At 71.1% G+C, this 20,970-nt stretch carries 22 protein-coding genes; 12 read left to right on the top strand and 10 right to left on the bottom strand.

Annotation, left to right across the window (positions count from 1 at the left end; genetic code table 11):
- Window positions 1-349 precede the first annotated feature (349 nt).
- The 3 genes from F0L68_RS42085 (at window position 350) to F0L68_RS42080 (ending at window position 2,986) form a co-directional block, all read left to right on the top strand.
- Entirely contained in the window at window positions 350-976 is a 627-nt protein-coding gene (locus F0L68_RS42085) for a hypothetical protein (protein ID WP_188316333.1), read from the top strand.
- A gap of 74 nt (window positions 977-1,050) precedes the next feature.
- Window positions 1,051-1,857 (top strand): flagellar basal body-associated FliL family protein, encoded by an 807-nt coding sequence (locus tag F0L68_RS01800; protein WP_149847607.1) that lies wholly within the window; start codon window positions 1,051-1,053, stop codon window positions 1,855-1,857.
- 202 nt (window positions 1,858-2,059) lie between these two features.
- Window positions 2,060-2,986 (top strand): hypothetical protein, encoded by a 927-nt coding sequence (locus F0L68_RS42080; RefSeq protein ID WP_188316332.1) that lies wholly within the window; start codon window positions 2,060-2,062, stop codon window positions 2,984-2,986.
- Between the two features lie 65 nt (window positions 2,987-3,051).
- Here F0L68_RS42080 and F0L68_RS01790 read toward each other — a convergent pair whose 3' ends face one another.
- On the bottom strand, window positions 3,052-3,879 hold the full coding sequence (locus F0L68_RS01790; RefSeq protein WP_149847606.1) for a tRNA (adenine-N1)-methyltransferase: 828 nt from the start codon (window positions 3,877-3,879) through the stop codon (window positions 3,052-3,054).
- A 117-nt stretch (window positions 3,880-3,996) separates the two neighbouring features.
- The gene (locus tag F0L68_RS01785; RefSeq protein WP_149847605.1) at window positions 3,997-5,136 is read right to left on the bottom strand and encodes a site-2 protease family protein; all 1,140 of its coding nucleotides are present in this window, start codon (window positions 5,134-5,136) and stop codon (window positions 3,997-3,999) included.
- Between the two features lie 86 nt (window positions 5,137-5,222).
- Here F0L68_RS01785 and F0L68_RS01780 point away from each other — a divergent pair, with 86 nt between their 5' ends.
- The gene (locus tag F0L68_RS01780; protein WP_149847604.1) at window positions 5,223-6,146 is read left to right on the top strand and encodes a RecB family exonuclease; all 924 of its coding nucleotides are present in this window, start codon (window positions 5,223-5,225) and stop codon (window positions 6,144-6,146) included.
- Between the two features lie 89 nt (window positions 6,147-6,235).
- On the top strand, window positions 6,236-7,015 hold the full coding sequence (locus F0L68_RS01775; protein ID WP_149847603.1) for a thioesterase family protein: 780 nt from the start codon (window positions 6,236-6,238) through the stop codon (window positions 7,013-7,015).
- A gap of 46 nt (window positions 7,016-7,061) precedes the next feature.
- Here the strand turns inward: F0L68_RS01775 and F0L68_RS01770 are convergent, their stop codons facing one another.
- The 3 genes from F0L68_RS01770 to F0L68_RS01760 all read right to left on the bottom strand — a co-directional run bounded on the left by F0L68_RS01770 (window position 7,062) and on the right by F0L68_RS01760 (window position 9,664).
- Window positions 7,062-8,297, bottom strand: coding sequence for an MFS transporter (locus F0L68_RS01770; protein WP_149847602.1), 1,236 nt, complete (start codon window positions 8,295-8,297; stop codon window positions 7,062-7,064).
- 125 nt (window positions 8,298-8,422) lie between these two features.
- Complete coding sequence (locus F0L68_RS01765; RefSeq protein WP_149847601.1) at window positions 8,423-9,346, bottom strand: AEC family transporter; 924 nt, start codon at window positions 9,344-9,346, stop codon at window positions 8,423-8,425.
- A 9-nt stretch (window positions 9,347-9,355) separates the two neighbouring features.
- Complete coding sequence (locus tag F0L68_RS01760) at window positions 9,356-9,664, bottom strand: antibiotic biosynthesis monooxygenase family protein (protein WP_149847600.1); 309 nt, start codon at window positions 9,662-9,664, stop codon at window positions 9,356-9,358.
- 167 nt (window positions 9,665-9,831) lie between these two features.
- On the opposite strand from F0L68_RS01760, the gene F0L68_RS01755 reads away from it, so the two are divergent.
- The 7 genes from F0L68_RS01755 (at window position 9,832) to F0L68_RS01725 (ending at window position 16,929) form a co-directional block, all read left to right on the top strand.
- On the top strand, window positions 9,832-11,049 hold the full coding sequence (locus F0L68_RS01755) for a GNAT family N-acetyltransferase (protein ID WP_188316331.1): 1,218 nt from the start codon (window positions 9,832-9,834) through the stop codon (window positions 11,047-11,049).
- A 163-nt stretch (window positions 11,050-11,212) separates the two neighbouring features.
- The gene (locus F0L68_RS01750; RefSeq protein WP_149847598.1) at window positions 11,213-13,081 is read left to right on the top strand and encodes an SCO2524 family protein; all 1,869 of its coding nucleotides are present in this window, start codon (window positions 11,213-11,215) and stop codon (window positions 13,079-13,081) included.
- 2 nt (window positions 13,082-13,083) lie between these two features.
- A complete protein-coding gene (locus F0L68_RS01745) occupies window positions 13,084-14,001 on the top strand; it encodes an SCO2523 family variant P-loop protein (protein ID WP_149847597.1) in 918 nt (305 codons plus the stop codon).
- Between the two features lie 29 nt (window positions 14,002-14,030).
- Window positions 14,031-15,026: an SCO2522 family protein gene (locus tag F0L68_RS01740; RefSeq protein ID WP_223198412.1), complete on the top strand. Its 996-nt coding sequence runs from the start codon at window positions 14,031-14,033 to the stop codon at window positions 15,024-15,026.
- Window positions 15,027-15,035: 9 nt separating this feature from the next.
- On the top strand, window positions 15,036-15,977 hold the full coding sequence (locus F0L68_RS01735; protein ID WP_149847596.1) for an SCO2521 family protein: 942 nt from the start codon (window positions 15,036-15,038) through the stop codon (window positions 15,975-15,977).
- Window positions 15,971-16,492: a GNAT family N-acetyltransferase gene (locus F0L68_RS01730; RefSeq protein WP_149847595.1), complete on the top strand. Its 522-nt coding sequence runs from the start codon at window positions 15,971-15,973 to the stop codon at window positions 16,490-16,492. Before F0L68_RS01735 ends, F0L68_RS01730 begins: the two co-directional genes overlap by 7 nt.
- Window positions 16,489-16,929: a phosphatase domain-containing protein gene (locus F0L68_RS01725; RefSeq protein ID WP_149847594.1), complete on the top strand. Its 441-nt coding sequence runs from the start codon at window positions 16,489-16,491 to the stop codon at window positions 16,927-16,929. The genes F0L68_RS01730 and F0L68_RS01725 overlap by 4 nt, the downstream gene beginning before the upstream one ends.
- A gap of 9 nt (window positions 16,930-16,938) precedes the next feature.
- Here F0L68_RS01725 and F0L68_RS01720 read toward each other — a convergent pair whose 3' ends face one another.
- The 5 genes from F0L68_RS01720 to F0L68_RS01700 form a co-directional block, all read right to left on the bottom strand.
- The gene (locus F0L68_RS01720) at window positions 16,939-17,700 is read right to left on the bottom strand and encodes a hypothetical protein (RefSeq protein WP_149847593.1); all 762 of its coding nucleotides are present in this window, start codon (window positions 17,698-17,700) and stop codon (window positions 16,939-16,941) included.
- Window positions 17,701-17,957: 257 nt separating this feature from the next.
- Complete coding sequence (locus tag F0L68_RS01715) at window positions 17,958-18,566, bottom strand: cadmium resistance transporter (RefSeq protein WP_223198411.1); 609 nt, start codon at window positions 18,564-18,566, stop codon at window positions 17,958-17,960.
- Window positions 18,563-19,627: a hypothetical protein gene (locus tag F0L68_RS01710; RefSeq protein WP_149847592.1), complete on the bottom strand. Its 1,065-nt coding sequence runs from the start codon at window positions 19,625-19,627 to the stop codon at window positions 18,563-18,565. Before F0L68_RS01710 ends, F0L68_RS01715 begins: the two co-directional genes overlap by 4 nt.
- A gap of 202 nt (window positions 19,628-19,829) precedes the next feature.
- Entirely contained in the window at window positions 19,830-20,675 is an 846-nt protein-coding gene (gene hisG, locus F0L68_RS01705; protein WP_149847591.1) for an ATP phosphoribosyltransferase, read from the bottom strand.
- Between the two features lie 20 nt (window positions 20,676-20,695).
- Window positions 20,696-20,959, bottom strand: a complete 264-nt coding sequence (locus F0L68_RS01700; RefSeq protein ID WP_149847590.1) for a phosphoribosyl-ATP diphosphatase — start codon at window positions 20,957-20,959, stop codon at window positions 20,696-20,698.
- Between the last annotated feature and the right edge of the window lie 11 nt (window positions 20,960-20,970).

The following is a 20,970-nucleotide window of genomic DNA, read 5'->3' as shown; positions in this document are numbered from 1 at the left end:
CAAAAGATGTGATCTCGGGGCGCGCCAGCCCCGCTACAGGGCCAGATTCCCCCCGCTCGGCGGGATGGACTACTCCATCCCGGGTCCGACTTGGTCACCCGCCCGCTACCGTGCGTCCAGCACTGGTCCACCTACGTACGCCCGCAGTGTTGCCAGGGCCGCCCACAACTGTCACCTGAACGTGATCTTCTTCTCCGCGCGAGCCGCCGGCCGCACCCGCGCATCTCACCTGGTGGACGCGATTCGCCGCACGCAAGGCACTTCCGACGCGCCGACGACCGGGGCAACCTGGCGGCGCCATCGACGCCGGGAGGAGAATCGGGGCACCCCAGCAAGCAGAGGAACCATCGTGACCCAGCCGCTCCAGCACGGGCCGCAACCGTCCGGTGACGCACCGCGCAGAAGGCGCGCCGGAGTGATCGCCGGGGTCACCGTCGGCGGTCTGGTGCTGCTCGGCGGCGTCGGCACGAGCCTGTACTTCCTGCTTGGCAACGGCGCCGACGCGCCGGCCGACGGATCGCCGCAACCGAGGCAGGCCGCCGAGCGGTACGCCGAGGCGTACACCCGAACCGCGGCGAGCGGCGCGGCCTACGCCCCCGAGGCCTTCGTCGGCGTCGTGTGTGCGGCGGACCTGGCCACGATGCGCGAGCTGGCCAAGCGGGACCAGGCGCGCAGCGCGACCCGCGTGGCCGCGCCGACGCCGATGTCCTCTGGCAAGCCGAGGTCGCCGGAGAAGGTGACGGTCAAGGAGGTCCGCGACAGCGGCGACCGGGGCGTCGCGATCCTGGTCAGGTCGCGGACCTCGCCCAACGGCAGGACCGACACCAGGGACCGCAGGGTCGACCTGGTCAAGGACGGCAGCGGCTGGAAGGTCTGCGGGGTGTTCCGCTCCTCGGCGCCGTCCACCTCGCGCGCCACCGCCTCGCAGGCCGGCACGCACTCGGCGACCCACTCCGCCACACCGACCAGCAGGTAGGGACGGCATGCCGTCAGCGCACTAAGCTGCGGGTCAGCACCGTCGACAACACCGTGCCAGCAAGGGGTTCCGTCGTGACGTACCCGCCGCAACAGCCAGGTCCCTACGGCAGCGAGCCGCAGGGCGGGGACCCGTACGGCACACCCCAGGGTGGCTACGGACCTCCCAGCGGCGGCTTTCCGCCCGCCGGCCAGCAGCCCTATCCGTACGGGCCGCCACAGGACTCCGGCCCACCGCAGGGCTACGGCCAGCAACCCGGTTACGGGCAGCAGCCGGGCTACGGCCAACCGCCGGCGTACGGACAGCAGCCGCAGGGCTACGGACAACAGGGCTACGGCCAGCAGGACCCGCAGTGGCAGCAGGGCTACGGCCAGCAACCCGGCGGCTACCCCGGGTTCCCCGGCGGCGGGCCACCGAAGCCGAAACGCACCAGGCTGCTCATCGGCCTGATCGTGGGCGTGGTGGTCCTGCTGGCGGGCGGCGGCGTCGGGCTGTACTTCCTGCTCAACAAGGACAGTGCCGCCGACCCCAAGAGCGTCGCGGACAAGTTCGCCAGCATCGTGCAGGACGAGTTGCACAGCGGCAAGACCGACGCGGCCAGGTTCGAGGGCCTGGCCTGCCAGGCCGACCTGAGCGCGGCCAAGGCCCAGGGCTTCACCCTCGCCGACAAGCCACAGCCCGGCGTCTCCGTGTCCGCCCAGGACCTCAAGACCAACGGCACCAGCGGCTCGTTCACGCTCAAGCTGGTCGGCACGGACCAGGCCGGCAAGAAGCTCGACACCGGGTTGCCGGCCCAGCTCGTGCAGGAGGGCGGGGGCTGGCGCGCCTGCGGGCTGTTCGGGCCTGCCACGTCGTCGTCGCCGAGCACACCGACCAACTGACCAGGGCAATCATCCGGTCCCCATCCGCAGGGAACCGATCCGAGCCGGGGTGCGTCCGATCCGCAGGGGGCAGCCAACGAATGCACAGTTCGGTGATCCGCCGAACGGACGGTTGACAGCATTCCTTAGGCTCACTCGCTGTACACCTGGGGCGCAGGCCCCGGACCAGAACTCGACGCACAACCTCTCGGGGGTATTCACCGTGACCTACCCACCCCAGCAGCCCGGCCCTGGCGGGCAGGGCCCGTACGGTCAGCAGGGCGGCTTTGGCCAGCAGCCGGGTGGCTACGGCCAGCCCCAGGGCGGATTCCCGCAGACCGGCCCGCAGCCGCAGCAGCCGGGTCCCTACGGCCAGCCACCGCAGCAGGGCGGCGGTTACGGTCAGCCGCAGACCGGTGGCTTCGGCCAGCCCGACCCGTACGGCCAGCAGCCGCAGCCGCAGCAGCCGGGCGGCTACGGCCAGCCCGACCCCTACGGCCAGCCCCAGCAGGGCTTCGGCCAGCCGGACCCGTACGGCCAGCAGCAGGGCTTCGGCCAGCAGCAGTTCGGCGCGTACCCCGGCGGCGGCGAGCCGCCCAAGAAGAAGACCGGCGTGATCATCGGCGTGATCATCGCCGTGGTGGTCGTGCTCGGCGGTGGCGGCACCGGCCTGTACTTCCTGCTGAACAAGGGCGACAGCAGCTCGGGTTCGGGCAGCGGCTCGGGTTCCGGCACCGGCACGGGTGACGGCGGCGTCGGCGACGCGAAGGCCGTGGTGGACAAGTACATCGGCATCGCGGTCAACCAGGCCAAGGCCGGCAAGCTCGACCCCGCCGCGTACGACGGCGTCATGTGCGACTCGGAGATGACGCGGGCCAGGGACTACATCAAGGCCCACCCGACCGCGGCGACCACCAAGCCGGACCCGGGCGCGGCGGCCGACGGCAAGGACATCAAGCTCGACGGCGACAAGGGCACCTTCACGCTCGAGGTCACCGGCGGCAAGGACATCACCAAGCCGGAGCCCATCGCCTACAAGCTGGCGAAGGAGGGTGGCAGCTGGAAGGTGTGCGGCATCAACAAGGACGCGCTGACCAGCAGCGTCCCGAAGCCCTCCTCGAGCGGGTTGCCGACGAACCCGACGCACTAAGCTAGGACGACCGACAGCGAGGGCCCCGGCGGGACGTGAAATCCCGCCGGGGCCCTTGCTCGTGCTCAGCCCTTGCTCGGGCGGCGCTGCGGCCGGGGGGCCACGACGCCGTCGGCCAGCCGACGCGCGGTGAGCAGGAAGGCGGTGTGCGCCACCATCCGGTGCTCCGGCCGGACCGCGAGGCCGACGACGTGCCACGGGCGGATCAGCGACTCCCACGCGTACGGCTCGGTCCAGCACTGCTGCTCGCGCAGCGCCTCGGTGACCTTGGACAGCTGCGTAGTGGTCGCGACGTAGACCAGGAGCACCCCGCCGGGCACCAGGTTCGCCGCGACGGTCGGCAGCACGTCCCACGGCGACAGCATGTCCAGCACGACGCGGTCCACCTCGCCGCTGTGCGTGGCCACGTCGCCGAGGGTCAGCGACCAGTTGGGCGGCACCTCGCCGAAGAACTGCTCGACGTTGCGCTGCGCGTAGTCGAGGTGGTCCTGCCGGACCTCGTAGGAGGTGACGTTGCCCTTCTCGCCGACCGCGCGCAGCAGCGAGCAGGTCAGCGCGCCGGAGCCCGCACCGGCCTCCAGCACCCTGGCACCGGGGAAGATGTCGCCCCACATGACGATCTGGGCGGCGTCCTTGGGGTAGATCACCTGCGCGCCGCGCGGCATCGACAGCACGTAGTCGGACAGCAGCGGGCGCAGTGCCAGGAACGAGGTGCCGCCTGCCGAGGACACCACCGAGCCCTCCGGCTGGCCGATCAGCTGGTCATGCTCCAGCGCGCCCCGGTGGGTGTGGTACTGCTTGCCTGGTTCGAGCACCAGCGTGTAGTGCCGCCCCTTCGGATCGGTCAACTGCACCCGGTCACCGGGACGAAACGGACCACTGGCGGTGCTCACCGCGGGGAACCTCCTGCTTTGTTCGGTAGTCCGAGCGGCCAGAAGCGGACGATCGGCGCACGATCGTCGCACAGTCACCCTCGACCGCCCGTGCGCAGGTGGCCGGGTGTGGGTCGGTCAGGAACGCCGCCGGCCGCGCAGCGCGCTGCGCAGGTCGTCGCGGTGCAGCACACCCGAGGGCCTGCCCTCCTCGTCGACGACGAGGAACTGCCACGCGGCGGTGGCCATGACCCGCTCGGCGATCTCCTCCCCCGGCTCGCTGTCCAGCAGCACGGTGTCGGGGCGGATCGACTCGGCGGCGTGTTCGGCTGGCGACTGCGGCGCGACCTTGGCGAGTCGCGCGGCGGCGTCCTGGTCGAGCAGGCCAGCGGCGACGCCGTCCGCGCGGACCAGCAGCACGCCCCGGCCAGCCGAGGCGGCGAGCGCGTCCGCGACGGGGCTCTCCGCCGGCAGTTGCAGCACCGGCCGGACCAGCTCGGCCAGCGACACGCCCTCCGGCCAACCACGCCGCTGTTCGGCGGCCAGTTCGCCGCGCGCGCCCGCGGCGACGAACCACGCCGTCAACACGCAGACACCCAGCCGTAGCCAGCGATCCTGGCTGTCCTGCACGATGCCGATCAGCGCCCACACCAGGAGCAGCGCGGCGACCGCGCCGCCGCCGTAGACCGCCGCCCTGGTGCCGGTCGCCCTGCGGCCGGTCAGCGCCCAGACGCCCGCGCGCAGGATCCGGCCGCCGTCCAGCGGCAGGCCGGGCAGCAGGTTGAACAGCGCGACGGCGGCGTTGGCCACGGCGGTCTGCACCACCAGCAGCCACAGCGGCGTGCCGGACTGCATGGCGAACGCGCCGAGGCCGAACACGGCGGCGAGCACCACCGACACGGCAGGGCCAGCCACCGCGACCAGGCCCTCGTGCCGGGGTGTGGTCGGCGTCCGCGCCACCTCGGAGATGCCGCCGAGCAGGAACAGCCGCAGCCTGCGCACCGGCAGGCCGAGCCGGAGCGCGACCAGGCAGTGGCCGAGCTCGTGGGCGAACACGGACGCGCCGAGCAGCACCGCGAAGGTGGCGGCCACCAGCGCCGAGGCGACCGGGCCAAGCTCGGGCACCAGGCGGCCGACCAGCGGGGCGTACAGCACGGTGACCACGGCGGAGCCGAGCCACCAGGACGGCGCGAGCAGCACGGGTATGCCGGCCACCCGGCCGAGCAGGAGACCGCCGTCGCCGCCGGCCCGCTGCCATCGACCCCTGGTGGTGACCATCCGTGCAGCCTAGGACGCACGGTGTGGAACCGCCGTGACACGGCGCGACGATCAGGCTGTCGGGGGCCTGCCCTATCGTGCGGGGCATGTCGGACCAAGCCAAGGTGGTCACCGTTCCAGCACCGTCCGCGGCGGCGGAGTCGCCGGCGTCGCCTGCTGCGGCGAGACCGGTGCGTCGGCCAGCGCTGTCGCCCTCGCGCGCAGGCGACTTCAAGCAGTGTCCGCTGCTGTACCGCTTCCGCGCGGTCGACCGGCTGCCGGAGGCGCCGACCAAGGCGCAGGTGCGGGGCACGATGGTGCACGCGGTGCTGGAGGAGCTGTTCGGGCTGCCGGCCGGCGAGCGGGTGCCGGAGCGGGCCAAGGAACTGATCGAGCCGGCGTGGCGGCGGCTGCTCGCCGAGCGCACCGAGCTGATCGACCTGTTCGACGGCCCGGACGACCCGGCGCTCGCCGAGTGGCTCGACTCGGCGACCACGCTGCTGGACGGCTACTTCGGCCTCGAGGACCCGCGCAGGCTGGAGCCCGAGGCGTGCGAGCTGCTGGTCGAGACGGAGCTGAGCTCCGGGGTGCTGCTGCGCGGCTACATCGACCGGGTCGACGTCGCGCCGACCGGCGAGATCCGGGTGGTCGACTACAAGACCGGGGCAGCGCCGAGGGAGATCGGCGAGGCCAAGGCGCTGTTCCAGATGAAGTTCTACGCGTTGGTGCTGTGGCGGCTGCGCAACGTCGTGCCGCGCCAGCTGCGGCTGATGTACCTGGCCGACCGGCAGGCCCTGGCCTACACACCGGACGAGGCGGAGCTGGAGCGTTTCGAGCGGACGCTCGAGGCGATCTGGCAGGCCATCCTGCGCGCCGGCAGGACGGGCGACTTCCGGCCCAACCCGAGCAGGCTGTGCGACTACTGCGACCACAAGGCGCTGTGCCCGGCGTTCGGCGGCACGCCCCCGCCCTACCCTGGGTGGCCCGAGCCCGATCCCGGCGTGGAGACCGCGCTGGACCGTGCGGACTAGGCGCGCCGGCCGGCGGAGAAATCGCGCGGACCAAGGGATTACCCGCGGGTAGGGCCCGCCTTGGTCACTGATCGCATCGGAGGTCTGTCGTGGGTGGGGCGTTCTACGAGCCGCGCGGGGGCGGCAGGTACCTGTCGACCGAGCTGACCGCGGGGCCGTGGTCCTCGGACAGCCAGCACTTCGGGCCGCCGTCCGCGCTGATCGTGCGGGAGCTGGAGCGGTGCGCGCCCCGGCAGGACGCCGTGCTGTCCAGGGTCGTGTTCGAGATCCTCGGGCCGGTGCCGGTCGCCGAGCTGGAGGTGCGGGCCAGGGTCGAGCGGCCGGGCCGCACGGTCGAGCTGCTGTCCGCCGAGCTGACGGCGGGCAGTCGCCCGGTGGTGAAGGCGCACGCCTGGCGGATCTCCGGCGCGGACACGGCGGCGATCGCGGCGGGCGGGCCCGGCAGGCTGGAGCCGCCGGAGGCCGCGGGGCCGATGGGCATCCCGGACGGCTGGGGGCGCGGCTACCTCGACGCGATGGAGTGGCGGACGCTGCGCGGCGGGCTGTTCGACCAGGGCGGCGCGACCGTGTGGGTGCGGCCGCTCGTCGACCTCGTCGACGGGGAGAAAACCACGGCGCTGCAACGACTGTTCACCGTCGCCGACTCGGCGAGCGGCGTGTCCAGCCTGCTGGACATCAGGCAGTGGATCTTCATCAACACGGACCTCTCGGTCCACCTGCACCGGCGGCCGACCGGCGACTGGTTCGCGCTCGACGCGGAGACCACGATCGGTCCCGGCGGGGTCGGGCTGGCCACCAGCGCGCTGCACGACGAGGCTGGCCCGGTCGGCCGGACCGCACAGGCGCTGGTGGTGCGGCCGAGAACGTAGCTCGCGGACGCGTCCCGTGCGGCCGGCCGGTATCCGGGCGAAGCCGCTAGGCCGACAGCACCGGCGGGGTCACGACGGCGGCGGCGCGGCTCCGGTCGGCCCACCGCACGGCCGGTCCCATCGCGAGACCCGCGGCCAGGAACAGGCCGCCGAGCAGCAGCCAGCCCGGCGCGCCCCAGGTGACCAGCAGCGGCGTGAGCAGCAGCGGGCCGAGCATCCTGGCGACCGCCATGCCCATGCCGAAGAACCCTTGGTACTGCCCCTGCTTCGCGGCGGGCGCGAGGCCGAAGCTGATCTCCCACGCTCCCGAGGCCTGCATCATCTCGCCGGTCACCTGGAGTCCGGCGGCGACCAGCAGGATGGCCGCCGCGGTCCACGCGGACGATCCCGCCCCCGACACCGCGAACACCGCGCACGACCCGAGCAGCACGACGCCGGCCCACCGCACGGACCGCGCGGCGGTGACCAGGTCGACCACGCGCCTGGCGACCTTGACCTGGAACACCACGACGGTGGCCGTGTTGAGCACCAGCAGCGCGGACACCAGCCAGCGCGGTGCCTGGGTGCGCTCGACGATCCACAGTGGAATCGCGAGGTTGATGAGCGGGATGTGCAGCAACATGATCATGTTGAGGAACGAGATCAGCGCGTAGGGCCGGTCCCTGAGCACGGCCAGCCTCGGCTCCCCTGCGACGGCGACGGACGGCGGCGCCGTCGGCAGGCGGAGCAGCACGACCGCGCAGACGAGGAAGCTCGCCGCGTCCATCGCGAACACCGTGAGGTAGGCGGCCGTGGTGTCCGCGTGCAGCGCCACGCCGCCGATCGCCGCGCCGACCGCGAGCCCCGCGTTGACCGTGGACTGGAGGAACGCCCTGATCCCGGTCCGGCTCACCGGGTCGACCAGTCCGGCCAGCAGCGCCTGCCTGGCGGCCGTGTTGCCGCACTGGCAGCTGGCGTAGACGCACACGGCGATGACGAAGGGCAGGAACGACCTGACGAACAGGAACGAGCCGACGGCCGCCGAGGTCGCCACGGCCAGCAGCGCGGCGGTGCCCCGCGCGCCGGCCCGGTCGGCCAGGTGGCCGAGCGGGACGCCGGCGAGGAATCCGATGGCCCAGCCGAGCGTCAGCCCGAAGCCGACCTGGGTCGGCGACAGCCCCACGATGCGGGTGAAGTAGAGCGCGGACGACACGTAGTACGCGCCGTCGCCGACGGAGTTGGTCAGCTGCGCGACGGCGAGCACTCTCGGCGGGCCGGACGGCGGCATGAAGCGGCTGAGCATTCGGTGTTCCCCCAGTGTGATCGCGCCAGTGCGGTGTCCGGGGACACCGCACTGGCGACGGAAGGTCACCCTAGGAACCCGAATGGCGCAACGCAAGACCCGCCGACCGGCGGACAGCCGACCGGTCAGGCCATGAACCAGGCGACCAGGGACAGCGAGATCATCGCCAGCAGCGTGGAGGTCAGCACCGCGTTGCGCGGCAGCCGGTCGTCCAGCCGGTACTGGTTGGCGAACACGAAGGCGTTCTGCGCGGTGGGCAGCGCGGCGCACACCACGGCCGCGAACAGCAGGTGGCCGTCGACGCCGAGGAGCCTGCCGGCGAGGTAGGTGACGGCGGGCTGCGCGATCAGCTTCAGCGCGACGGTCCAGCCGAGCTCGGCGCGGGCGCCGCCGGCCGGCGGATCGGCCTTGGTGTGCAAGGACATGCCGAGCACGATGAGCGCGGTGGGCACGCCGGCCCCGGCGAGGGTGCGGATCGGCTGGGTCAGGACATCGGGCGGATGCCAGCCGAGCGCGCTGACCAGCACGCCGGCGATCGAGGCCGCGATGATCGGATTGCGCACGGGCAACAGCAGCAGCGCGCGCAGCCGCCTACCGCCCGAGCCGTTCGTGTCGGCCTCGACGGCGGTCAGCACCACCGGAGTCAGCACCAGGACCTGGAACAGCACCACGGCCGCGATGAACGTGGAGTCGCCAAGCACCTGCACGGCCACCGGGATGCCCAGGTTCGCGGAATTGACGTAGCTGGCCGACATCGCGCCGACGGCCGCCTCGGCCAGCCGCCGCCTGAACACCCAGCGGCTGAGCGCGAAGCCGATCGCGCCGACGACGATCGTGCCGGTCGCGAAGACGAGCATGCCCCGGTTGGCCAGCCGCCCGATCGGGCTGCCCATCAGCGTCGTGAACAGCACCGCCGGCATCGCGACATAGAACGCGAAACGCCCGAGCGTCACGTCGGCCCGCTCGCCGAGCACACCCGATCTCGCGGCGAGGTAGCCGATGGCGGTCAGCACCCAGATGGGCGCGAACGCCGTGAGCACGGCGGACATCGGTCGGCGTCACCGCCCCGCTTCCGCGCCAGGCACTGGCGCGTAGTGCTCGACGGTGGGGAACGGGTCGTAGAAGTGGTGCAGCAGCTGCTTCCACCTCGGGTAGTGCGGCCCCTGCCGGAACCCGATCTCGTGGTCCTCGACGGATTCCCAGCGCACCAGGAGAAGGTAGGCGCTGGGCCGTTCGACGCACCGACGCAGGTCGAGACCGAGGAAGCCGTGGGAGGCGGCGATCACCGTGCGGGCCTCGCGGAACGCCAGCTCGAACTCGGCCTCCCTGCCGGGAATCACGTCCAGCGTCGCCACCTCGAGGATCACGGCCTGCTCCGTTCGTGTGTCATCACTACCCCGGCAGGAGCATCGCACAGGCCGGCGAGTTCGCAGGAATGCCCTATACGACCCATTCGCCGGCACGCTCCGCAGCGGATCGCGTTGACAATACCGTGACCTTTACCGCGCATCTTTGTGCGCGATACGATGTGACAATGATGGTGTTTCGATTAGCCGTCGCCGAGGACCTACCTCAGCTCGAAATTCTCTACACATTGTGCTTCCCGGTCGACAACGTGATCCACAAGCCTTCGGCGCCGAGTGAGCTCCCGGCCTGCGTGGCAGGCGATCTGGTGCAGGTGTGCGCGATCGGCGACCGCATAGTGGCGTTCGCCCAGCTGAATCTTCCCATCGACCACCATCTGTACATCAACGCGGTCGCGGTGCATCCCGAGTTTCGTCAGCAGGGCCTCGGCGGGCACCTGCTGGACAACACGCTGAACAGTGAGTACGCGACCGAGCGATCGATATCCGCCGTCGCCAGTCCGGACAATCTCGCGATGCTGCGGCTGCTGTTCTCACGCAGATTCATCGTCAGGACCATCATGTATGACTACTGCGGTTTCGGCGTGCACCGTTTCTACCTACAGCACAAGAGCCGCCGGCAGTACGTCGACCCGGACGAGCGGTTCATCGTGCCGCTCACCTCGTGGTCGCACCTGTCCTTCCTGCTCCAGTCGGACGATCACGTGATCACCGCCGCGGTTCCGATGCCGTCGGGCCCCGCGTTCGAGGTGTCCCGCTTCGAGCGCGAGGACGTCGCGCTGCTCCAGTCCGACGAGAGCCAGAGCGGGGTCAACTTCGCCGGCACGATGCTCGCCGCGATCACCTTCGTGCTCGGTTTTTCGTTCGCCTCGTCCAACTATCCCGACGACGTTCGGATACTGCTGATCGGCGCGGCCTTCGCCTCCACCATGGCGCTGGTCGTCTACGCCAACGCCTCCGGCGAGCTGTCCAGAATCCGCTCGAACAATTTCGGAAACTACATGAAACTGGGCAACACGCTGTCCGAGTACGGCGGCGTTCTCCCGTTTCTCATCTCGCTCCCGGCCACGTTCTCCCAGGTCGCCAGCTCGGCCGTCGCGTCGTTCACCACCGCGGCCGCGAGCACGCTCGCGCTGTATTTCTACATGCACTCGCGTTTCTCCATCGCGGCCAGGTTCACCAGCAGCCTCACCCTCCGGACGCTCCAGATCCTGGTCTGCCTCGCGCCGGTCACCGGGGTGCTGGCGACCAAGTACTCGCCGGTGGCCTGGCCGTGGACGGCCACGACGACGGTGTTGTTGGCCTCGTTGGCCTATATCCACATCTACCGGCGGCCGAGCGAGACCGCGCTGACCGCGTCGCCGACGCACTGGACCTCGCGCCGCTGACCGAGGGCCGCTGACCGGGCGGCGGCCGGGGGCCAGCATGCCGGGATCACCCGCATGGTCAGCTCGTGTTCTGCTAGGTTCCACCTCGCCGCAACGGGTTTTTGGGCTCGCTGCCTGTGCGGCGCGCCTATCGCGCAGCGGCTGACTCACGGGGTGGCTCAAGGTGAGGATCCAACCGAGGCAACACATCCTCGATGTCTGGCGCTCGGTCGTGAGCGCGTCCTTCCAGGACGGGAAGTGGGTCTGGGGCGGCCGGGACGAGGCCAACTCGATCAGCGACGCCGAGCAGCTGCTGACGCTGCTCTACCCCGCGACGGAGATCGAGAACCTGGCGCTGGACCGGCCCGACGCGATGGCCGACGACGTGCTGAGCACGCTCAAGCCGCTCGGCGACAGCATCAGGATCCCCAGGGTCGTCATCGACGTGCTCGCCGACTACGTCTCCCGCTACACCGACGAGGGCGGCGAGCCGATCTTCGCCGGCCACAGCTACCTGCGGACCCGCACCGACCCCGACGCGCCGCGGCCGCAGGTCACCGAGGAGCAGCTCGCGCTCGGCATCGTCGACGACTACTCGATGTCGGTGACGCTGTGCCTGGCCGCACTGGGCTTCATCGCGGTGTACAAGCCGGAGACCGCTCGGCGGCCCGAGCTGCGCACGAAGGTCGACGACCTGGAGCGGGCGGTCGGCAGGCGGCTCACCGCCGCGATGGTCGGCCTGCTCCGCAGCTTCGTGGTGAACACGGTGGAGCCCGACTCCCGTGCCGGCAAGGTGATGCTGGGCATGGTGAACCAGAGCGACGCGCCGGAACCCGTCGTGCTGAGCAACCTGAAGGACCGGCTCAGCAGGGTGCAGACGAGGCTGCGCGACGACGTCCGCATCGGTGTCGACGCGGAAGTCGGGCTGGACAACGAGAACCTGCTGTTCGAGTGCGGCTGGTCGTGGGGCATCGCGAGCCGCGCCGCGCCGATCGACTTCGTCCCCGAGGAGATCGCGGTACGGCAGGGCGTCGCCGAGGACCGGCCCTACCTGTACTTCACGGTCGTCGCGCTCGACGGGATCAACGACCTCAGGTCGCAGCGCACCCGCGAACTCGGGTTGCTCGACGAGGAGCAGCGCCGCCTCGCCGACGCGCTCCAGCTGCGTTGGGAGCTCACCCAGCGCTACTGGTCCACGATCGCCCGGTTCGGCGGGAAGCGCTGGCCGCTTGAGGACATCCCGTGGCGCACCTCCGACGGCGAGGAGTCCGACTACTACAGTCTGCTCGTCTCCGCGGTGCTGATCCAGGACCTGGTCAACCGCGAGGCCACCGACGACGACCTGACCCGCGCCGTTGAGGTCCTTGAGGAGCTGGCCAGGCGCGGCCGGATCACCAGCAGGGTGACGCGCGGGGACCAGGCGGTCGCCCTGCACGTGCCCGGCGTCTACATGCAGCTCGGCGGGTCGGACAAGCTGGGCCCCCAGCTGTTCTGGAGCGTCGCCGACTTCGCTCCCCTGCTGCTGAAGCGGTCGCTGGAGGGCGCGCGGCTGTCGGCCAACGTGCACGCCCGCGACCAGCTGATGCTGATCGCCGAGGCGACGATGGAGCACCTGATGCGGCGCAAGCTGACCGGTGGTCTGGCCTCGGGGCTCTGGGACGACCCGGCCAGCATCTTCTATCCCGGCGAGGCCACCGATGCCGCCGTCGCGGAGGACCGGCCGTCCTGGTACCTGACGGAGCGGGTGGTCGAAGCGCTGGTCACGGCGGTGCGCACGTTCGAGGTGGCACCGCTGCGCAGCCCGCAGATGATCGTCAGCGCGCTCGACCTGCTCAACGAGGCCGACCACCTGTTGAACCAGGAGCTGCTGGAGGCCGACACCGATGACCAGTCCGCGATGCACGTCGGCCTCGGGCGGATCGAGGCGATGCTGACCAGGGCCCGCAGGATCATCAACGAGCGACCGTCCACGGCCAACGCCCTCGCGCTTGAGGCGTTGCGCGAACTCGACGAGCTTGCCGTCGCCCGCCTCGACGCCTCGAGGAGCATCTAGCCATGCTGGTCTTCGCGTCCTCCGACAAGGGCGGCACCGGACGGTCGGTGACCAGCTGCAACGTCGCGTATCACCTGTCGCTGCAACGACATGACGTCGCCTATCTCGACTTCGACTTCGGCTCGCCGACCGCGGGCGCGATCTTCGAGATCGCCAAGGTCGACCGGGGCATCGACCACGGCGGCCTGCACTCCTATGTGGTCGGTGACGTCGCCAACCCGCAGTCGCTCGAGGTGCGCGACCACTCCGACCGGCAGGGGCTGCGGGCCACGCACGCCAAGGCCGGCAGGCTCGTGCTGTACCCGGGCGACCGGGGCGGCGCGGAGTTCTCCAGCAAGCCGGGGAACATCCAGCGGTGCGTCGAGCTGTTCCGCAGGCTGGACCAGGAGTTCGACGTGTGCGTCGTCGACCTCAGCGCGGGCCGCTCGCACGCGGTCGAGATGGCGCTCGAGGCGACCGCGCAGTCGGAGCTGGCGTCGGTGGCCGTGCGGTGGCTGGTGTTCCACCGCTGGACGCGGCAGCACATCGTGGCCGCGCACGGCCTCGTCTACGGCGAGCACGGGCTGCTCGACACCGGTGCCGACGCTGGGCACGACGTCGGCAGGCTGGAGGACTCGATCCGGTTCGTCCGCACCGCGGTGCCCGCACTGAACTCGCCGCTCGCCGCGGGCAGGGCCGCGCAGGCCAAGTGGCTGCGTACCTGCAACGACGAGCTCAAGCAGTTGGCGCTGCGCAACAGGGTCGGCCACAGCAGGACGCTCGGCGAGACGCCGATGGAGCCCGTGTTGCAGTGGCGGGAGCAGGTCATCTCGGACGCCGACGTCGCCGGCAACATCGCCAACCCGGAGACGGTGCAGTCGTTCCGGGAACTGGCCTGGAAACTGACCGATCCCGTCGTCTGGGAAGCGCTCGCGACGTGAGGCCGGCCGGGCACGACATGGAGGGGCCCGTGCACAACGACACCGTCGGCGCTGCCATCTACAGCGAGGCGACCGAGCACGACCAGGTGCGCGCGGTGCCGCTGTCCCACCTGTCCATCGAGGTGGGGCACTTCTACATGGAGGACCTGCTCAGGGGCGACGACTGGATCAGGGGGCAGTTCCAGCGCGTCGCGCCGTGGGTCGCCGCGGCGACCGCCGCCGTCGACACCGGTGGCGCGAAGCCGAGGGTCAGCACCTGTCTGCTGATGGACGACTACTTCCGCAACGACACCAGCCCCGCCGCGATCATGGACCGGCTGGTCGGCATCGCCGCCGAGTGCGACGTGCGGATCGACTACGTCGCGCGCGAGGCAGGCTGCTGCGTCGCCGACGACGTGCCGCTGGCCGAGCTGACCGCCGCGAGGCTGCTGCCGGAGCCCGCCCCCGGCACCAACGGCTCCCGCCCGCCAGCGCACGAGTCGGGCTGGCTGTGCAACGGGGAGCGGTCCGGCGACCTCGGGTCCGACCAGGCCATGCGGTCGCGACGGTGGCGGCCGCCGCAGGAGTTCGGCAAGCGCAACCACTCGATCTTCCTCGACGTGGAGATGTGGAAGGACGCCGACGACAAGGTCAACGGCGAGGCGCTGCCGCTGCGCGCCTGGTCCTGCCCGTTCCTCGCCTCGGTCTGGCAGCTGCTGCGGCTGGGCATGCTGCGCCACTACGGCGACGCGGTGGCGCAACCGCAGCAGTGGCAGGACGACGCGTCGTGGCCGGACCGGTGGAGCGAGCTGCCGGCGGTGATCCGGTTGAACAAGCACGCCAGCCCGTTCGCCGCCTACCGCTCGATGTCGATCCTGCCGCGCTGGTACCTGCCCATCGAGCACGCGGTCGGCGTGATCCTCGGGCACCTCGGTCTGGACGACGCGGTGACCGAGCAGGTGGTGACGCGCGGCGCGGCCGAGGGCCTGCGGGTGCCGCGCAGCGTCACCGAGCGGCTGTCGCACGTGTTCATCGAAGGATCCTGAGGCGGTCGCGTGCTGGTCGTCGGCGAGATTCGAACCTGCCTGCTGCACAACACCGGGCCGCTGCCAAGGGCGGTCGTGACGCAGCTGCTCGGCCTGGTGCCTGGGCAGCGCGTGCTGACCATGGAGCGCCCCATCGGCCGCGCGGTGTCGCCTGAGCTGACCACCGGCATCGACTGCCGCCTGGCCACCGGGTCCACCGCGAAGGCGCGCGGCATCGGCACGGTGCACTCCCGAGCGGTGATCACCGGCGGGCTGGTGCTCCAGGGCGTGGCCACGGCGCGGCTGCGGCGGGCGGAGGCCGGCAACCGGCTGGCGTGGTCGCACTACGCAGGCCAGCCCGGGGTGGTCGAGGTGACCAGCGCCGCCGACGCGGCGGACCTGGCGGAGGGCTACCTCGGCGAGGTCACGCCGCTGGCGACGCTGGACCTCGGCTCGGTGAGCGAGCACCTCATCGGCGGCGTGCAGATGCGTCCGCAGCTCGACCACGTCACGTCCGTGCGGTCCCGGCCGACCAGGGTGCGGTGGGTGGCCAGGTTCGGCGACTCCGCGACGCCGAGGGCCGTGGTGCGCCTCGACGACGAGGTGCTGCGCACGGTCGAGCTGACCGTGCGCGAGGACCAGATCGGGCTGGCCGTCCGCTTCTGCGAGGACTTCGCGCTGCACGACTGGCTGCTGACCACGCTCGGGCTCGTGCTCGAACAGGCCGGCCGGGGCCGGATCGGCGGCCGCGACAGCATCGACATCCTCAGCGCGGCGATGGAACGCCTGCTGCACCTGTGGATGCCGGGCGCGCACGTGGACCCCGCCATGCGGATGCTGTGGGACGCGCTGGAGCAGCGGCCGGGCTTCAGCCTCCAGTGGAACGCCCTGGTGGCCAGGATCCGCGACCAGATCGCGCTACAGACGTTGCAGGCGTTGGAACACGCGCGCCGGAGCAACGCGGAATGGTGACCGACCGTTGCCCAGGACTCGCTCCGCGCGGGGCCCGTGGCGACGCGGCCGGGCTGGTGATCAGGCCGGTGCAGGAACGCGACCTCGGCTGGCTCGTCGAGCTGGAACGGCTGATCTTCGGCAACGTCAGCTACCCGTACTTCGTGCTGCGCCAGCTGTTCGACATCCACCAGCGGCACTGGTTGGTCGCCGAGCGCGACGACCAGCCGTGCGGCTATGTGCTCGGCGCGCCAAGCTCGGACGGCCACTCCGGCTGGCTGCTCGGCCTCGGCGTGCACCCGGACCACCGGGGTCTCGGGCTCGGCGCGGAGCTGACGGCTCGGTCGTTGCGGCTGCTGCGGGACGCGGCGGTGCGGCAGGTCCGGCTCACCGTCGAGCCGGACAGTGCGGTCCTGGTGCGGCTGTACGAGGCGGCCGGCTTCCGGGTCGAGCGCACGGTCCGCGACTATCTCGGGCCTGGCGAGGACCGCACGATCATGGTCGCGCACCTGGACCCGTACGCTGACCTCCCATGATCGAGGAACACCTCTCCGGCGCCGTCGAGCTGCCGGACGGATGCTGGGTCCGCGGTCGGGGCCTCCGGCGGCCCGCGCCGGACGACGCGCCCGACTACGGCCTTTACCTCGGTGGCAGCCGGATGCGCCGGGACTTCGAGCCCGCGCTGACCTGGCCGCACGACTGGATCGACTGGCCCGACTTCCTGCTGCCGCGCGACCGCGCGGCGGCCATCGGGCGGATCGGCGAGCTGCACGACCGCGCGCGGCGCGGGGACCGCGTCGAGGTCGCCTGCGGCGGCGGTGTCGGCCGCACCGGCACGGTCATCTCCTGCCTGGCGATCCGCGCCGGGGTGCCCGCGGCGGAGGCGGTCGCCTGGACGCGGGCGAACTACCGGCACGGGGCGGTCGAGACGCCGTGGCAACGCAGGTGGGTCGCACGTTTCCCGGCAGGCTGAGAGCGGCCGTCACAGCCGGAACCACTTGCGCACCAACAGGGCGAAGAAGATGCTCAGCGACACCGAGCCCGAGTAGCCCTCGATGACGAACAGCACCCACGTGCTGTGCGGCATGTCCCTGGTGTCGCCGAAACCCAGTGGGTTGAGGTAGTTCATCAGCACCATGTAGGCGTCCTGGCCGACCGCCGTGTCGGAGATCTGGGTCAGCAGCAGGATGAACACGGCCAGCTGCACGAGCACGAACCCGAACAGCCGGTAGGGCTGGTAGCCGTAGCCTGCCAGCAGGTCCGAGACCGCCTCCAGCGCCTTGACCACGCCGGGCGGCCGCGCGCGGTGCCTGGCCCGCGACCGCGCGAGCAGGCAGCGGTCCCTGCCGCCGTTCTCCTCGACCTGGAGGTACAGGCCGGCCGCGCGGTCGAAGGCGTGCGCGGCGTGCAGCGGCAGCCTCTCGCGGCCGAGACCCGCGCCGAGCCGCTCGAACACCTCGGCCAGCCGGATGCTCTGCGCGCGCGTGAGCCGCAGCGGCCCCCTGGCCTCGGTCTCCCCGGCGAGCAGGGCGGCGATCAGCCTGCGTCTTGGTTCCTCGGCGGGCGGGGTCACCCCCGCCGCGTAGAGCTCGGCGAACACCAGACTGTCGCCCCGGCGCAGGCCGGGCGGCACGTACCGGTCGAGGATGTCAGCCGCGTACCGCTCGAACCGGTCGAGCAGCCGCCCCTCCTCGGCGCGCAGCTGGCCGGCGAGCACGGCCTCGTCGAGCTTCTCGACGTACATGTCCGCCCGGCGGATGATCGCCGTGGTGGTTGACCGAACGAATTCAGACGGCTCCCCCGACATCGCCGGCCGCAACGTCAGGCGTTGACACCGGACCGAGGAGGTCTCATACCGGTGTCAGGGCGCCAGCAGGCGTTGGGACGATGGCTCATGGTTCGAGTATCCCGGGTGGAATCGCCGAACCGAAAGGCGCTGTTCGGGGAGATCACGACCTTTTCTCGCGCCTGCCGGGTGGGCGGACCTCGGTCGCGCCGCCGTCAGCGCGCGAGTTCCGCCAACTGGAGCAACACGCCGGACCGCAGCACGATCACGCCGCCGATGACGACGTAGACGACCGGCACCAGCCAGTGCCCGACCCGCACCAGCGCGGCGATCACCCGCCGGTGCCGGCTGACCACCGAGGCCAGCGCGCACCACACCCCGAGCAGGACCAGGAAGGTCGCCAGCGTGACCAGCCGGTCGACCGTGCCGAGCGTGCGGAGCATGACGGAGTACACCGAGATGTTGTCCCCGCCGTTGCCGATGGTGATGGCCGCGACCGCGAGCAGCCCGCCCGCGCGCACCACCCCCTCGTCGCCGTCGGTGTGCCGGGCCGCGAGGACCAGGCCGCGGACGCCGAGCGCGAGCGGCAGCAGCCCCAGCAGCCCGACCCACTTGTCCGGAATGACCATCAGCCCGACGGCCGCGCCGAGGCTGACCAGGAGGAGCACCGCGAAGCCTGCGTACTGGCCGCCGATGATGTGTCGAAGGCGAAGCGTGCCGGTGCGGCTGGCCAGAAACAGGACAATCAGGACGATGAAGTCGTCGATGTTGGTTCCGACGAATGCGCCCAGCGCGGCGAGAGCCGTGCTGAACAGGTGAGTCACCCGGTGATCGTATCCGCCCGCCCGGAATCGACCCGCGACTGGCCGGACAGGACCTGGACCTTGGGGATCAGGGCGTCTGCCTGCGTGTCCCACAGCAGCACGTCGATGGGGTGCGCGCGGTCGGACCGCAGCTTCCTCAGCTCGTGGTGCGCCAGGCCGCTGCCCAGCAGCACCAGCAGCACGGGCAGGTGCGGCGGCAGTGCGGCGAGCCAGTCCCGCAGCATGTCCAACTGCCGGCGGGAGCCGGTGTGCACGCGGGCGCGCACCTCGACGACGACCCGCTTCGCGCCGTGTTTGACCAGGGCGTCGACGCGGGCGACGGCCTTCGGGTCGTCGGAGGTGTCCTCCGGCGAGTCGAACTCGGCGTCGGTCTCCACCGACCAGCCCCTCGGCAGCTCCTGTTGCAGCACCTCCAGCACGTGCTCCTCGAAGCGCGCGGCGGCGATGCTCCGCAGCAGGGAGAGCTGTTCGAGGATCGCGGGCCCGGAGTTCGCCACGGCCACCGCGAGTCGGTGCGGCACTGCGGCGCCCGCCGCGGCCTGGTCGGCGATGTCGACGGTGTCTCTGAGCGCCTTGGCCGAGGCCGAGTCGACCACGCCCCTGTTGAGCAGGACCTCGGTGGTGCGGGCGATCGTGGTGAGGCCGTCGGGCGGCGGCGGGTCGGCGAGTTCGGAGAGCAGGTTCTCCAGCTTGGTGCGCAGCACGACGAGGTCGACGACGTCGCCGATGAGCACCGGCGAGACCTCCTCCATCGGCTCCCGGTTCTGCGCCGGTCCCGAGGTGGACTCCTGGCCCGTGCGCGCCCGGTCACCCTCGACGGCGGCCAGGCTCTCGCGGAGGTTGGCCGGCAGGACGTCGACGAGCGTGGAGATGGCCTGCACCGAGCTCTCCGGCAGCGAGCTGCTCAGCTCGGCCTGGCCGCCGGGGTAGGACAGCGACTTGAGCCGGTCGATGAGGCCACCGACGGCCTTCCGTTGGCTGATCAACAGCACCATCACGAGCACGAAGATGATCACGGGCCAGGCCAGGCTGGAGATCAACAGCATTGTCGCCGAATCCACGGAACCAAGGATCTGAGAAATTCGCATTCGAGTAACCCGCCGCTCGGGTGATCATCATGCACCCGATCGGCCCAGCTGACCCGACATTTCCCGATGGCGGCAATTTCGATTCAGACATCCGAACCGGAAATGGATTCAACGAATTCGGGCGGAGCCTGGAGATCGTGGGCCGGTGATCGCCACCGGCCCACGATCCGGAGGGTCAGAGCCGGCAGGAACGGATGTCGGAGGCCAGGATCGCCTTGGCGCCGAGCGCCGAGAGCTGGTCCATGATCAGGTTGGCTTCCTTGCGGGGCACCATCGCCCGCACCGCGACCCAGTCGGCGTCGGCCAGCGGGGCCACAGTCGGCGACTCGAGCCCCGGCGTGATCTCGATAGCCGCGTCGAGCAGGCGGCGCGGGCAGTCGTAGTCCAGCATCAGGTAGTGCTGGGCGAACACGACGCCCTGGAGGCGCGCGGTGAGCTGGGCCTTCGCCGGCGAGTCCGGCGCGCCGTCGCGGTGCACCAGCACCGCCTCGGACACGCAGATCGGGTCGCCGAACGCCGACAGGTCGTGCTGGCGCAGCGTGCGGCCCGAGCCGACGACGTCGGCGATCAGGTCGGCCACGCCGAGCTGGATGGAGATCTCCACCGCGCCGTCGAGGCGGATCACGTCGGCCTTGATCCCGTGCCGCGCGAGGTCGTCGCCGACCAAGCGCGGGTAGGCGGTGGCGAGGCGCTTGCCCTCGACGTCCGCCACCGTCCAGTCATGGCCGTTGGGTCCGGCGTAGCGGAACGTCGAGCCGCCGAAGCCGAGCGTGAGCCGCTCCGCAACGCCGGCGCCCGAGTCCAGCGCCAGGTCCCGCCCGGTGATGCCGAGATCCAACTCGCCCGAGCCGACATAGATGGCGATGTCCTTGGGGCGGAGAAAGAAGAACTCGACGTCGTTGGTCGGGTCGATGACGGTGAGGTCGCGTTGTTCGTTGCGCTGGCGGTATCCCGCCTCGACCAGCATCGCCGAGGCCCGTTCGGCCAGCGCGCCCTTGTTGGGCACGGCCACCCGCAGCATGTGTGATCTCCCCTGGTCGTTCACAGGTAGCGGTAGACGTCGTCGAGGGTGAGCCCCCGGCCGATCATGAGCACCTGGAGGCGGTAGAGGAGCTGAGAGATCTCCTCCGACAGCCGTTCGTCGGACTCATGCTCGGCGGCGATCCACACCTCGCCGGCTTCCTCAAGGACCTTCTTGCCCTGCGCGTGCACGCCCGCATCCAGCGCAACCACAGTCCCGGAGCCGTCTGGCCTGGTCCGGGCGCGTTCGCTGAGTTCGGCGAACAGCTCGTCGAACGTCTTCACGGGGAGCAATC

It is taken from the genome of Solihabitans fulvus (genome assembly GCF_008386585.1).
GTDB lineage: Bacteria > Actinomycetota > Actinomycetes > Mycobacteriales > Pseudonocardiaceae > Solihabitans > Solihabitans fulvus.
The sequence above is the reverse complement of the archived record's forward strand: the minus strand, read 5'-3'. Positions and strand labels throughout refer to the sequence as shown.

What these genes read in the sequence shown, in the direction of transcription:
- F0L68_RS01785 (WP_149847605.1), bottom strand. Translation starts at nt 5,136, where the DNA reads ATGGTCACCACCAGGGGTCGATGGCAGCGGGCCGGCGGCGACGGCGGT.
- F0L68_RS01780 (WP_149847604.1), top strand. Translation starts at nt 5,223, where the DNA reads ATGTCGGACCAAGCCAAGGTGGTCACCGTTCCAGCACCGTCCGCGGCG.
- F0L68_RS01770 (WP_149847602.1), bottom strand. Translation starts at nt 8,297, where the DNA reads ATGCTCAGCCGCTTCATGCCGCCGTCCGGCCCGCCGAGAGTGCTCGCC.
- F0L68_RS01765 (WP_149847601.1), bottom strand. Translation starts at nt 9,346, where the DNA reads ATGTCCGCCGTGCTCACGGCGTTCGCGCCCATCTGGGTGCTGACCGCC.
- F0L68_RS01755 (WP_188316331.1), top strand. Translation starts at nt 9,832, where the DNA reads ATGATGGTGTTTCGATTAGCCGTCGCCGAGGACCTACCTCAGCTCGAA.
- F0L68_RS01745 (WP_149847597.1), top strand. Translation starts at nt 13,084, where the DNA reads ATGCTGGTCTTCGCGTCCTCCGACAAGGGCGGCACCGGACGGTCGGTG.
- F0L68_RS01730 (WP_149847595.1), top strand. Translation starts at nt 15,971, where the DNA reads ATGGTGACCGACCGTTGCCCAGGACTCGCTCCGCGCGGGGCCCGTGGC.
- F0L68_RS01725 (WP_149847594.1), top strand. Translation starts at nt 16,489, where the DNA reads ATGATCGAGGAACACCTCTCCGGCGCCGTCGAGCTGCCGGACGGATGC.
- F0L68_RS01720 (WP_149847593.1), bottom strand. Translation starts at nt 17,700, where the DNA reads ATGTACGTCGAGAAGCTCGACGAGGCCGTGCTCGCCGGCCAGCTGCGC.
- hisG (WP_149847591.1), bottom strand. Translation starts at nt 20,675, where the DNA reads ATGCTGCGGGTGGCCGTGCCCAACAAGGGCGCGCTGGCCGAACGGGCC.